This is a genomic window from Pseudanabaena yagii GIHE-NHR1 (assembly GCF_012863495.1).
Taxonomy (GTDB): Bacteria; Cyanobacteriota; Cyanobacteriia; order Pseudanabaenales; family Pseudanabaenaceae; genus Pseudanabaena; species Pseudanabaena yagii.
Map to the genome: position 1 here is coordinate 773252 of NZ_JAAVJL010000001.1, position 13683 is coordinate 786934.

The following is a 13683-nucleotide window of genomic DNA, read 5'->3' on the forward strand; positions in this document are numbered from 1 at the left end:
TGATAAGTTAGGGTAGACGATGCAAAGCGCTGCCTATCCTAACTTATCGTAATAATCTTATGAAAGCCATCTCTGTTTTAGGAACTTCATCAAATGCTGGTAAAAGCTGGATGGTGACAGCGTTAGGGGCATGGCTGCGACGCAATGGCATAAAAGTTGCTCCCTTTAAAGCCCAAAATATGTCGAATAATTCCTATGTAACATTGGAAGGAGGAGAAATCGGTCGCGCGCAGGCAGTTCAAGCGATCGCCTGTGGAATGCGTCCCATCGCCGAGATGAATCCAATTCTGTTAAAACCATCGGGGAATGGAACTTCGCAATTAGTTCTATTAGGAGAAGCCCGTCAACATATCGCCGCCGTTGATTATTATCGGCATATCGAAGCTCTTTGGGAAACTGTGCGCGATACTCTCGAATTTTGGCGCGATCGCTGCGATGTTTTGTTGTTAGAAGGCGCAGGTAGTCCCGTAGAGCTAAATCTCATGCAGCGCGATCTCGTCAACTTACGACCGATTGTATATTTACAGGGAAGATGGCTATTAGTTGGCGATATTGAAAAAGGAGGTGTATTCGCCCAGATTATTGGTACGCATCATTTGATTCCTCAGCCTGCGAAGGAATTAGGTTTAGGATTCATTGTCAATAAATTTCGGGGAGATTTGCGCCTTTTTAGCGATGCCAAGAAACACTTTCGTGAGCATATGCCACACTTCCCTTATTTGGGTGTACTTCCCTATGCCACAGACCTTCAGCCTGAGAGCGAAGATAGTCTTTGTAGTGAAGCAGAATCTAAAGGCAAAGGAGCAAAAATTGCATGGATTCGATTTCCTCATTTATCAAATTCTCAAGACAGTCAGCCTTGGCAATTGGATTCAGGAATTGAAACTGTTTGGGTAAAAACGGTTGTAGAACTAGAGAATGCGCGGATTATTATTCTCCCTGGTAGCAAAAACACTCTGAGCGATTTGCAATGGTTGCGAACTACGGGATTAGATCGCGCAATTCTCAATGCTCACCAGCAGGGCATAACGATAGTCGGCATTTGCGGAGGCTATCAGATGTTAGGAAAATATCTAGGCGATCGCGAAGGTGTTGCTGGGACATCAGGGGAAGTAGCAGGGCTAGGGCTATTACCAATTAGTACAGAATTTCTCGCATCAAAACAGGTACGTCAAGTCCAAGCGATCTGGAAATCAGCACAATCTATTGATCAATGGATGGCTTACGAAATCCATATGGGCGTAACGAAATTAATTGATGGAATGGAATCTCATCAGGTACAGCCTTTGCTACGGGTGCTACAAACAGATGGCGATCGCGAATATTACGATGAAGGGATAAAAGGCGATCGCGTTTGGGGCAGTTATTTACATGGTCTCTTTGAGTCAGCCCATGCACGTCAGGCTTTGACTCAATTAGCCAATATATCTCAACATCAACCTGCCGCTATTTCTTGGCAAGAGCATCAACAAAATCTCTATAACAGCATGGCAGATCTACTAGAAGAACATCTAGATCTTCTCTCAATTCGTAGTTATCTAGATTAAATAGGAGCGACATTTTTTGTCGCTCCTATCTAGACATTAAGATTGGGGCTTGCCACCAATATCGCCATCGCCATCAATATCACGACCAGTAGCAGTTTCTAAAGCATCAATGGCTTTACCAGTGGAATCTTTAGCGATCGCACCAACATCTGTATTTAAGACATCAGTGACTTTTTTGACATTTTCTTCACCAACAACTTTCTCAACTTGATCCTTCAGCCCTTCAGATAGTTCACTAGCCTTCTGTTGTAAACCACTAACGAATCCACCAAGACCTGAATTTTGCTCTGCACTCATGTTGATTGACTCTGTAGAGAGTTTTGATTAGATTACTCTTGAATTATAATCAGTTAATTTCTAAAAACATGTTTCTCTCAATACTCTGTAAGACGATCTCCCATAATTTAGATATATAGTTGTTTTAAATAATTTACAGAGGGGCTTCGACTCCGCTCAGCCATCGGTGTAAGCTAGCTGAGCGAAGTCGAAGCTGTAGTTCTTATTTGAATTATCCATAGCAATGAAAGCCTTGCTTAGGACATAAACCCCAAAGATGACTAGCAGATCTTCGCGCCGCCATTCATCTTTTGGGTTTTGAATAGCTTGTGAAAGTACACCCCCTTCGGGGGGCACTTCCACAAACCACAAAAATCTACAAAAGCACCCATAAGAGTACTTTTCTCTTTAATCTTTGAAACTATTAGAAGCGAGGTCGAGGGTGACTTGGCGCATTTGCAAATAATCCATTGGATCGACGGCATTTTTACCATCGGGCTGCACTTCAAAGTGTAGATGGGGACCAGTACTGCGTCCCGTTGTGCCAACCTCAGCGATCGCTTGTCCCTTATTTACAACCTGTCCCTTAGATACATAAACCCTATTGGTATGAGCATATAGCGTCACCGACCCGTCACTATGGCGTAGTTCGACAATATTGCCATAACCACCATCTGTCCAACCTGCATCAGTCACCATACCATCAGCCGCCGCAAAAATTGGCGTGCCAGTGGGAGCAGCAAAGTCTACGCCTTTATGTAATCTTCTCTCGCCTGTGACAGGATGTACTCGCCAACCAAAACCTGAACTAATGACTGCGCCCGTGATCGGTAAAGTAAAGTTAGAAACACTATTCAAATCGATCGCTGCAATATTTTGAGGCAACTGCATTGACCATTTCCCCGGTTGCCGAGACTTGAGCTTTAATTGCTGTGGGTTAATCGTGACATCAGGGGAAAATTCGACCACCATTCTGGTGGTATTGGCATCCACCTGTCCTACACGCACAGCCTGTACTCCCCGACCGACCCTGCGGCGTACCGTTGGACCTTGATAGACAATCCCTGGTAAATCAATCACGATTCTGGTGGGGTTACTGATTACTGAACCCTTTGGCTCAATGTCATTTTTGAGGGAAAACTCAATCTTGCTATCGGTCAAATCGTAGACAAAGGTTTCGAGACGATTAGCATGAGCGATAGGTGCAGCGATCACTAAACTGCTAGCCAAACCACCAAGGGTTAATAACATGAGATGCATATTCACAGCTCTAGCTTTACCATTTGGCAGAGAACTAGGCGATCGATGAAAAATGTAGAGGGAGCGAGAAATAAAATTTTGCATTGGAACGTTGCGCTATAGGAGGGTTAAGGGCAAGCTACAAGCAGTACAAAAATGCACAAAAGGTGTTGCAGGATTAGAAAAGTTTTGGCTAAGCCGACTTTCCTAATTTCTAAATTACTTGTAGAAGACTAGGAATAAATACTCTGGGAATTTGCGTAACGAGAACGAGGGAGATTCTACATCAATTTCGAGAAAATATGACAACTCGCGATCATGAACCAGACAAAAAATTATTTTTTCTTGCAAGAAATTATTAGGAAAAACAAGCTTTTGCAAGGACAAAGGTGGGAGAGCGATCGCAAATCTACACCTTCTTTACTTCCTAAATGACAGTACTTCACACCGTCACCTAAATCACTATAAGGCGCTTATTAAGGGGTTATGTCTCCGCCGAAGGCGGAGACATAACCCTGATTGGTATACGCGATAAACTTCAAAATAATGAATACCGAAGCAGTATATTTGTTGCAGTCTGCAAATCGATGCTTCTTACCAAGCCGCTAAATAACCGCTAAATTTATGAGCTTTGCCTCGAAACTCAGGGCAGCGATCGCCACTAATCAAAGTATTTTGTGTTTGGGGCTAGATCCCAATCCTGAAGTGATGCCTGCTAAATATAAGGCGCAGTATGATGCTGAGTCGGCAACCCATCACGACCATGCCGTTGCTTATCTCTGGGAATGGATGAATTTCATAATTCAGTCCACTGCCGATCTAGTCTGTGCCTATAAGCCCACGTTGGGATTTTATACAGCCTTGGGTTCCGCAGGCTTAGAGCTATTAGCCAAGACACTCGCTGCCATTCCTCCTGAAATACCGATTATTCTCGATGCTAAGCACGCTGACATCAATAGCAGCACAGTGATGGCAAAGACAGCCTTTGAGCAATGGGGGGTGGATGCAATCACTTTAAGCCCCTATGGTGGGCAAGATTTAGCGGCACGTTTTTTGATGTATCCCGATAGAGCAATATTTGTCAGTTGCTATTCCTCAAACACCACTGCTCAAGATTTTCAGGAATACCCCAACCGAGATCAGCCTTTATATCTAAATGTGGTGCAAAACTGTCAAGCTTGGGCAGGGATGGAGACTTTAGCCCTAGAAGTGGGGGCAGCAAATATCGAGGCTTTAGCAAAAGTGAGATCGCTTGCGCCTGAAAGATTAATTCTCGCCCGTAGTATTTGGGCAAATAGTCAGGGTAACAGTCAGGAAAATCAATACAAGATTGATAACTTAGCGGCAATTCTCAATGCGGGGCTAGATGCTAATGGTGATGGCTTAATTTTGCCAGTCAATCAGGATGCGCTAGCCATCGGCGAACCTGCTCAATTTGTGCGATCGCTAAGGGATGAGGTCAATCAAGCGATCGCCTTAACTGCTCATCAACGACCTAGCTGTGAGCTATGGGTTCCGAATGTATGTTTACTGGATCGCCAAGGGCATCCCGACTCAAATTCACATACAAATTTAATTTTGCAACTGTTCGACATTGGTTGCATTACTTTTGAAGAAACCGTGCAAGCCTCTGGTCAAGTTTTCCCCTATTACATCGATTTACGCAAGATTATCTCCAATCCACAGGTGTTTGATGCGGTGATTGGTACTTATGCTGAGATCTTGCAAAATTTACAATTTGACCGCATTGCAGGGATTCCCTATGGTTCTCTGCCAACAGCCTCAGGGCTTGCCTTACGGCTCAATTTTCCGCTGATTTTTCCACGCAAGGAGGTCAAGGCATACGGCGCGAGACGCTTGATCGAGGGTAACTATGAGGCAGGTGAAACCATTGTGGTCGTCGATGATATTTTGATTTCTGGCAAAAGTGCAATCGAGGGGGCACAAAAAATCGAAAGCTGTGGTCTAAAGGTACGCGATATTGTTGTATTTATTGATCATGAGGCAGGAGTACGCGATCGCATTCAACAAAGTGGCTATTCACCCCATGCGGTGTTAAAAATCTCGGAAATAAATGAGACACTGTACCAATCAGGGCGTATAAATGAGAAACAATTTCTTGCGTTGTCCCATTCTTCTAGCGATTTACACTCAAACCCGAACCAATAAATTTTTTGAAAGTGTTGCTTAGCAACACTTTCAAAAAATTTATTGTGGTTCATTTGATCGGAAATTGCTATCAAACATCATCAGGGTTGCCAATTGGGCTAGTCCCAATTTCATCAACTAAATCTCATCATTATCAGGTTATTGACTTAGAGTTACGCATGTTCAAACGAATTGCTCTGTTCCTCGTTTCTGCCACAGTTACAGCGATCGCACCGATCGCTAATCCTATACTTGCGGCCCAATCATCGAAGCCAGCCCCACCTGAGCTAGCAAATATCGTGTATGCACTGGATAAAGCTGCCAGTAGTCAAGACATTGAAGCGGTGATGAAATACTATGCCCCAACTTTTAATCATGCTGATGGGCTAAACCGCGATCGCTATAAGCAGGTACTGCGTGAACTCTGGCAACGTTACAAGAATATTAGTTATCGCACCGAAATCTCCAAATGGGATAAGCAAGGCGACACGATTACTGCGGAAACAGTAACGATGGTGCAGGGCACAAAGGGCGTAGAGAACGATAACTTTAAGCTAGACGCAAGGTTGATTTCTACCCAAACCTATAAAAATATCAATGGGCAATTGCAAGTCACCTCACAGCAAGTTCTCTCAGAGCAATCTTCGCTGAGTACAGGTGAAGCACCGCCAATGGTAAAACTGAAGGTTCCTGAACTGATTGGTGTCGGTCGTCAGTATGTCCTTGATGCGATCGTCACTGAGCCACTTGGCACAAATCTGTTATTAGGTGCAGCGATCGAGGAACCCGTCGAAGCTAAAAATTATCTTAATGACAACACGATCAATCTCAAGCCTTTGCGAGCTGGTGGTTTATTTAAGATCGGACAGGCTCCTTTTACATCAGGCGATCGCTGGATTTCTGTAGTTCTAGTCCGTGAGTCAGGAATCACAATCACTAGTCAAAGACTCAGAGTCAGCAAGGATTTTACAGGCAATCAATACACCCCTCTGCCTGAGCCAGACGTAACCCCCAGCCGTGTTCGTCCTCGTCCCAATAGCGAACAAACATTGTAGAGAAACAAAAAGCTCCTTTAGGGGCTTTTTGTTTCTCTATGAAAATTGTTCAGTAATACTTGGCAAATTTACCCCTTCCAAATTTGCATTGTTTAAACCTGTTCCCTCTAATATTGCTTCAGTTAGATCGCTTTTCCGCAAATTTGCATTGTTCAGATTAGCTTCCGTCAAATTCGCTTTTTTGAGATTGGTATAACTTAGATTGCAAGAAAAACAATTTGCCCCCGTTAAGTCTGTCTCTTGCATATCAGCAAATTCCAAATGAGCATTACTTAAATTCGCACCCCGTAAATTCGCATTTTTGAGAATCGCTCCCCTAAGAATCGCACCACTTAAATCTGCTCCCCCTAGATTTACGCCCCTTAAATTCGCATTACTCAAATCAGCATTACTAAGATTGCTAAAACTCAGACTCGATCGCTCTAAATTTGCCCCCCGCAAATCGGCTCCACTTAAATCAGTAAGGTCAAGGTCAGCATCTCGCAGATCAGAACTTGTTAAATTAATAGCTGGGAGTTTGCAGCAAGATAGCTTCAGTCCTGAAAAGTTTTCGGAATCAAAATCCTTACGCCCCAGTTCATACATCTTCTTTAATGCGATTCCCCTCGCGAAGGCATTACTGATGGGAGAGTGAATTTTTGGGTTAGTGGACATCATTGCAATCGCTCTCTAGCTGGACTTCTAGCGTTTTTAGCTATTGAATTTAATATAAGGCGATCGCTCTAAATATCGCTTCACCCTAATGGATTGCTTGAATAGTGAGCATTGTGGGAATAGAAGCTTCTTAGGAGTGAATGCAGAGAAAGCTCACAGATTATTTAGAATCAAGGTAGAATGGAGAGAAATAAGTGACAAAAAATCTACTTATCGTATCCTCTTTAATCTGCACTGGAGAAAATCATGGCAAAAGAACAAAAGGGCAATAAAGAGGCAAAGAAGCCTAAAAAAGATCCTTCCGAAAAAAAAGAAAAGAAAGATCCTAATAGATACAACTAATCCTCAACAGCTATAACAGTTTTCATTTTGCCTAAGGCAAAATGAAAACTCGAAACTCTTACTGGGATCAATTTTTGAATTTTAAATGAGCACATACTCATCTAAAACTCTCTATACAACACAAGTTCGGAATAATTTAAAACGGGCTTTGAGATAGGGTTAGCTACGCCAACCCTATCTCAAAGCAAAAGCCTTGCTACGCAAGGCTTTTGCTTTCGGGCTTATAAAATAGAAATTTGCTAATAATTGTTGTAATGAAGCACCTCACTTAGTGAGGTGCTTCATTATTTTGAGCTTTTGTCTAGTTATTTCTACACATTGCCAGAGTCACAAAATATGAAATTCGCTGATAATTAAGCAATTAAATAAAAAATTAAACCTTGCGATAAAAATGTCTAGCCAAACCCTGCCTCAATCATCCCAAAGTGATCATAAAAATTTTGCGGAGTATGAAGCACATATCCTGCAAAGAGCCGAAATTGCTTTGCGCTGTGCACCATTTACAGTGAAATTGTTTGCGGATATGGCAACCCAAGGCGTAAATCTACGAGCGATCGCAGGTAATGAAGGACTCAAAAATCAATATCTCACTCGCGCTAGCAATTTAATCATTACCGAAAATTCTCTGCTATGGCTGATCCAAGTCGGGGTTTTACGTCGTGAAGTTGACGGGCAAGGCATCACTGATAGTTTTCGACTCACACCAATGGGGCATTTTTTACTAGATAAGTGGCAACAGCAACCAAGATTTCCGATCGCCACTATTAGCGATCGGCTGCAAAATTTCTGGGCACAAATTCAAATCTCCAGATTTCTTTAAGTAACTCAGCAAAGTGCTGTGCGGCACAGCACTTTAGGTCTTAAAACCTAGCTATTTAAAATATTTTTTGTGTCATGGCTTCGCCATGACACAAAAAATATTTTAAGCACAAGCTTCATACAGGTGAATCTTTTTTTCTTTTTTTGGAAAAACCTGAAACAAAAAACTCACGAGATCGTCTGCATTTTAGAGGCTTGTGTACTGAAATATTGTGGCGCATTGAGTGCTTGTATAGTCTTGCGCCAACGCAGATTAGGTGAACACTAGTAAATCATGCAGTAAATTACGCTAGGGAACAAATTACGATGAATATTTTTCAGAAAAATTTTCGGAAGCAACTGGGTAAAACTTTTCATAGAACTTCATTATCTGTACTGGCAGCAACTCTCGCCACTGCCCCCTTTATCTCTACCTTAGAAGCGATCGCTGCACCATCTGTTCCTCAAATCGTTGCCCAAGTCCCTCAAGACTGGCAAACGGGGGTAAAACTATTAAAGCTTTTAGACAATTCGGGGAATCTTTCTAGCATTGGCATTTTGTTTGATGTCTTGAACAAACCAAACACAAACTACGCCAACGTGGTTTACCAACTTTATGTACGTCGTGCAGGGGAATGGCGTGAAGTTTATACCAATTCTGGGGCAAGACTACTCTCTAAACAAGCAGGAAAATTCTTCCCGCCTGTTGAAGTAATTTCTCTAAGCAGCTTAAGTGAAAGGATTTCTCTAGACGATATCTACAATGGCGATCTCAAAGCGATTACAAGTGTTCGCTATGATTTGCCTAACGGGATTAAAGACGCTCGCTTTGAAATCGAGGAAATTAAATCCTTCTCATCGATTACAACGGTGACTGCCTCTGAAGTAATTGCTAGACGCACCTCTACAACCACAATCAGCAATACCTCTGGTAATACCATTCTTACCGATCGCGATTTAGGTATTTCCAACGATTCGCAAATCAGTCAAACAACAACCACTCAAACGACAACCACCCAAACTGTCCAGACTCAGCAAATGAAGCCGATCATCGTCACCCAAAATGATGATGACGAAGATGATGACTACGATTGCGATGCGTCAGATCGTCGTGATTATCGCGATTATCGTCGTGATGATGACAAGGATCGCAAAGAGCATCGAGACAACCGTCGCACCGATAACAAGGATCGCTCCAATGGTCATGACAATCGCCGCACCGATGACAAAAACGGTGGCAATATTCACTACGATAACCGTAGAGCTGATCGCCGAGATCGCGATGACGATGATAAAGACAGTCGCCGCACCGACAGTAAGAACTGTAAATATCGTGATGGCGTTGAACAGTCCAAGAAGAATCCTCATCGCGGACATTTCAGCCTTGCAGTGTTGCAGTCGCCACAACGTCTGTCTCAGGTAATTGCACGTATATCTCTGAAGTCTAAGCGTCCCAATGGCTTCCTTAAGGAACGTTTTGTGGGAGATTACCGCTTTACAGTTAATCAACGGGCAACCTTTATTCGTGGTTTAAATCCTGGCGATCGCATAGTTGTGCGTCTGTTTGATCTACAAAATCGTCCCTTGGGCTATACCGAAGTACAGTTGCTCAAAAACTTTGCTGCGATTAGTCTGGTTTTGCCTAGCGATCCATTGGCATATGGCACATTGCGGACTGTTGCTGGTATCGATTCTCAGCGCATTGGTCGTATTGATCGTGATGTAAAAACCTACGACTACTTCACCCAAATCACCACCACCACCGTTGTCACCCAAACTGTGGCGCGTTTCTTGACGACATCTCAAGGAATTTCGACAAGTTTATTTAACGTCGGAGGCTTGCCACCAGCTCCAACTCAATGCACCTATACCAATGCCTTCTCTAGAGGTGAACAATCTCTAATTGAGCGCACAGTCAGTGTATTCACCAGAGATATGCCTCCTGTGATGCAGGTTCTCCCAGGACAATTAAGCTCATTGATTCCCATCAATGATAGCCAGTCTACCTTTGATGTAGTTCGTAAGATGCTTGACCTCAAAGACTTGATTCCCAATGGTTCTACTCTTTTCTAACTAAAAAAGGAAACTTTAAAAGAGGAAGTCGGCGCTTCGCGCCGACTTCCTCTTTTTATTAGATTGCATTGCGTTAAGCATTATGGCGATCGCTACACATAATCGTCATCACCACCGCAAAAGTGTCAAGATTTAGACATCTACGTAGCTAGGTGTAATTAAAAACCAGAACCAAAACCTGTGGCGCACGCTGCGCGTGCGCCACAGGTTTTGGGGCTTTATATTTAATTGCATCCAGCTACTTATAACGAATTTGATTTTGTCTAAGGCAAAATCAAATTCCCAAAATCTTTAATGCAATTGACTGTTGTTTTGGAAATGAGCATGAACTCACTGCCAAAACTCTATATTTTAGAGTTAACGATATGAAAAAGACTTTTGTACTTGATACTAATGTGCTGTTGTATGACCCAACTGCCATGAGGCGCTTTGAGGATAATGAAGTAGTCTTGCCGATGACCATTATTGAAGAACTCGATCGCTTTAAGAAACAACCTGAAATGATCGGACGCAACGCTCGACAGGTTTCTCGTGAACTGGATGATTTGCGAAGTCAGGGGAATATTATCAAGGGTATTGATTTAGAAAATGGGGGACTGCTCAGAGTCGCTCTCTGTGATCGCGAAACTTTGAAAACCTTGCCAATTGAGCTAGAAGGCGATCGCAATGACAACGCCATTTTAGCTGTGGCACTCGAATTGAAGAAACATTGCCAATGTCGTGTGGTGATGGTCAGCAAAGACACCAACCTGCGGATTAAAGCTGATGCATTAGGACTAGAGGCGGAGGACTATGAAACCAATAAGGTTGATATTTCCGAACTCTATACAGGGCTTGCCGAAGTAACTGTCCGATCGGACAAAATCGATCAGCTTTTTAAACATGATGCGATTACCCTTGAGGGTGAGTTTTGTCCCAATCAAGCTGTCATGCTAGTGGATGAAATCAATCCTTCCCATACAGCTTTAGCGATCGTCAAAGATTGTCACCAACATTCCAGCAAATTGGTTGCCCTTAATGAAATCGCCAACGCAGGTGTTTTGGGAATTAAAGCTCGCAATCGCGAACAAAAATTTGCCCTTGATCTTTTATTAAATGATGCCATTCCTCTTGTTACCCTCGTTGGTAAAGCGGGTACTGGCAAAACCTTATTAGCGATCGCTGTAGGACTCCATAAAGTCAGCGATGAACACAGCTATACCAGACTACTCATTTCGCGCCCTGTCATTCCTATGGGTAAAGACATCGGCTATTTACCAGGGGACATCAAGGAAAAGCTCACCCCTTGGATGCAGCCTATTTATGACAACTTTGATTTGATTTTCGGCGCACAGTCTCCTAAAGACACAAAGGAAAAACGCAGCCTCCATCCCCATGTGCGTCGCGGACATGAAGACTTAATAGAGCGTGGTCTGCTACAGATTGAGCCACTTACCTATATTCGTGGGCGGACAATTCCCCAACAATTTCTAATTGTCGATGAAGCCCAAAACCTGACTCCCCATGAGGTCAAAACCATCCTCACCCGTGCTGGGGAAGGCACTAAAGTAGTTTTGACAGGCGATCCAGAACAAATCGATAGTCCTTTTATCGATGCGGCAAGTAATGGTCTCACCTACGTAGTGGAACGATTTAAAAATGATCCGCTAGCAGGTCACATTACTCTCAGCAAGGGTGAGCGATCGCCACTTGCCGAACGTTCTACAGAATTGCTTTAACATAAGATAGTCAGTGCATAGCGCTGACTATCCCAAATCACTGCCTATCTCCATGAGCTATCTCGAAACCACCGCCGAATTTTATACAGAAGCAGCCACAAAACCACAGGTGGGACTATGTTGCATTAGCACGCCACCATTGCAGTACCCCGATCTCAAGATTCCTGAAATCATGCAGCAAATGAACTATGGCTGTGGTACAACCATCCACCCTACGGAATTACGCAACAATCCTACCGTTCTCTATATTGGTGTTGGTGGTGGTTTAGAAGCCCTGCAATTTGCCTATTTCTGCCGTCGTCAACGCAGTATTATTGCCGTCGATCCTGTAGCTGCGATGCGAGAAGCTGCTGATCAAAATCTTAAACTAGCCGCAAAAGAGAATGCTTGGTTCGATCGCAATTTTGTGGAAATTCTCGAAGGTGATGCCTTCAATTTGCCCGTAGCCGATGCATCGGTTGATGTAGTTGCTCAAAACTGTCTCTTTAATATCTTTGAGCCACAGGATTTAACTAGAGCGCTGAAGGAAGTTTATCGAGTTCTCAAACCTAAGGGAAGATTGATCATGAGTGACCCGATCGCCACTCGTCCTATCCCTGCCAACTTGCAAGCAGATGAACGGTTGCGGGCTATGTGCTTATCGGGAGCAATGACCTACGCTGATTATATTCAGCATCTCATCGATGTTGGATTCGGACAAATCGAAGTCCGCGCTCGTCGCCCCTATCGCCTACTCGATACCCATAGCTTTGAATTGGAAACGCCTTTACTATTAGAAAGTTTAGATACTGTATCGTTTAAAGTTCCCATTCCCAATGATGGAGCCTGTGTCTTTACAGGTAAAACCGCCATATATAGCGGTATTGAGGAATATCTTGATGATCATGCAGGGCATAATTTACAACGGGGTAATCCTCTCTCCGTATGTGATAAAACAGCAGCAAAACTAGCACATAAATTTCCACAAGAAGTCATTGTGACTGACTCTAATTGGCACTATAACGGAGGTGGATGTTGCTAATGGAAACACAGAATTTCCTGAAGTTCTCTTCTTATGGGAAAGCGCTATCCAAAGTTTGGATGGTGAGTTTAATCGCGATCGCCTTTTTATTTACCAATGCGATCATCTCTAGTCCAGCCTTTGCCCAACAAAATATAAACATCAGCACTTTCGAGCCGCAAGAACTATTTCTCAATATCCTGAAATGGATTGAAGGCTTAGGCTATGTTGGTGGAATTACCTTCATTCTGATTTACATTATCGCGACCATTGCCTTTATCCCCGGTTCTGCCTTGACCCTAGGCGCAGGTACATTATTTGGCGTGATTTGGGGTTCGATCTATGTATTTATCGGCGCAACTTTAGGGGCGATCGCTGCCTTTTTGATTGGACGCTATTTAGCCCGTGATTGGATTGGCAAAAAGATTGAGGGAAATCAGCAGTTTGTGGCAATTGATCGCGCTGTTGCCCATGAGGGTTTCAAAATAGTGCTATTAACGCGCCTATCTCCTGCTTTTCCCTTTAATTTATTAAATTACGCCTTTGGCATCACTGGTGTGGGATTGAAGGAATATGCGATCGCTTCCATCGGCATGATTCCGGGAACAGTGATGTATGTTTATATTGGCTCTTTTGCTGGCGATCTTGCACGTATTGGTAGCAGCGCTCCGCAGTCTCCCAGTCTCACATGGCAATGGGCTATTCGCATCATTGGATTAATTGCCACAGTTTTAGTAACGCTATATGTCACCAACATTTCTCGTAAAGCAATCAAAGACGCAGCTATATCGCCTGACTGAATTTCCCACGAGAGGCTCCAAACAAGATTACAA

General features: G+C 43.3%; 11 protein-coding genes. 8 read left to right on the forward strand and 3 right to left on the reverse strand.

Annotated elements, in window-relative coordinates; genetic code table 11:
- The first annotated feature begins 59 nt into the window (after positions 1 to 59).
- On the forward strand, positions 60 to 1547 hold the full coding sequence (locus HC246_RS03765) for a cobyric acid synthase (protein WP_169362223.1): 1488 nt from the start codon (positions 60 to 62) through the stop codon (positions 1545 to 1547).
- A gap of 36 nt (positions 1548 to 1583) precedes the next feature.
- Here the strand turns inward: HC246_RS03765 and HC246_RS03770 are convergent, their stop codons facing one another.
- Together HC246_RS03770 and HC246_RS03775 are read right to left on the reverse strand one after the other, a co-directional pair.
- Positions 1584 to 1844, reverse strand: coding sequence for a hypothetical protein (locus HC246_RS03770; protein ID WP_169362224.1), 261 nt, complete (start codon positions 1842 to 1844; stop codon positions 1584 to 1586).
- A gap of 387 nt (positions 1845 to 2231) precedes the next feature.
- Positions 2232 to 3167: a peptidoglycan DD-metalloendopeptidase family protein gene (locus HC246_RS03775; RefSeq protein ID WP_169362225.1), complete on the reverse strand. Its 936-nt coding sequence runs from the start codon at positions 3165 to 3167 to the stop codon at positions 2232 to 2234.
- A 519-nt stretch (positions 3168 to 3686) separates the two neighbouring features.
- Between HC246_RS03775 and HC246_RS03780 the strand changes: the two genes are divergently transcribed.
- Complete coding sequence (locus HC246_RS03780) at positions 3687 to 5231, forward strand: bifunctional orotidine-5'-phosphate decarboxylase/orotate phosphoribosyltransferase (protein ID WP_169362226.1); 1545 nt, start codon at positions 3687 to 3689, stop codon at positions 5229 to 5231.
- Positions 5232 to 5275: 44 nt separating this feature from the next.
- Entirely contained in the window at positions 5276 to 6265 is a 990-nt protein-coding gene (locus tag HC246_RS03785; protein WP_318655897.1) for a Cif family virulence factor, read from the forward strand.
- A gap of 36 nt (positions 6266 to 6301) precedes the next feature.
- Here the strand turns inward: HC246_RS03785 and HC246_RS03790 are convergent, their stop codons facing one another.
- Complete coding sequence (locus HC246_RS03790) at positions 6302 to 6922, reverse strand: pentapeptide repeat-containing protein (RefSeq protein ID WP_169362227.1); 621 nt, start codon at positions 6920 to 6922, stop codon at positions 6302 to 6304.
- A gap of 730 nt (positions 6923 to 7652) precedes the next feature.
- On the opposite strand from HC246_RS03790, the gene HC246_RS03795 reads away from it, so the two are divergent.
- From HC246_RS03795 to HC246_RS03815, 5 genes are all read left to right on the forward strand, one after another.
- Positions 7653 to 8081: an Npun_F0494 family protein gene (locus tag HC246_RS03795; protein WP_169362228.1), complete on the forward strand. Its 429-nt coding sequence runs from the start codon at positions 7653 to 7655 to the stop codon at positions 8079 to 8081.
- Between the two features lie 305 nt (positions 8082 to 8386).
- A complete protein-coding gene (locus tag HC246_RS03800; RefSeq protein ID WP_169362229.1) occupies positions 8387 to 10132 on the forward strand; it encodes a hypothetical protein in 1746 nt (581 codons plus the stop codon).
- 365 nt (positions 10133 to 10497) lie between these two features.
- Positions 10498 to 11850 carry a PhoH family protein gene (locus tag HC246_RS03805; protein WP_169362230.1) on the forward strand — a complete coding sequence of 451 codons (1353 nt, stop codon included), beginning with the start codon at positions 10498 to 10500 and terminating at the stop codon, positions 11848 to 11850.
- Positions 11851 to 11902: 52 nt separating this feature from the next.
- On the forward strand, positions 11903 to 12871 hold the full coding sequence (gene arsM / locus HC246_RS03810; protein WP_169362231.1) for an arsenosugar biosynthesis arsenite methyltransferase ArsM: 969 nt from the start codon (positions 11903 to 11905) through the stop codon (positions 12869 to 12871).
- Complete coding sequence (locus HC246_RS03815) at positions 12871 to 13650, forward strand: TVP38/TMEM64 family protein (RefSeq protein WP_169362232.1); 780 nt, start codon at positions 12871 to 12873, stop codon at positions 13648 to 13650. Before arsM ends, HC246_RS03815 begins: the two co-directional genes overlap by 1 nt.
- The last annotated feature ends 33 nt before the right edge of the window (positions 13651 to 13683 follow it).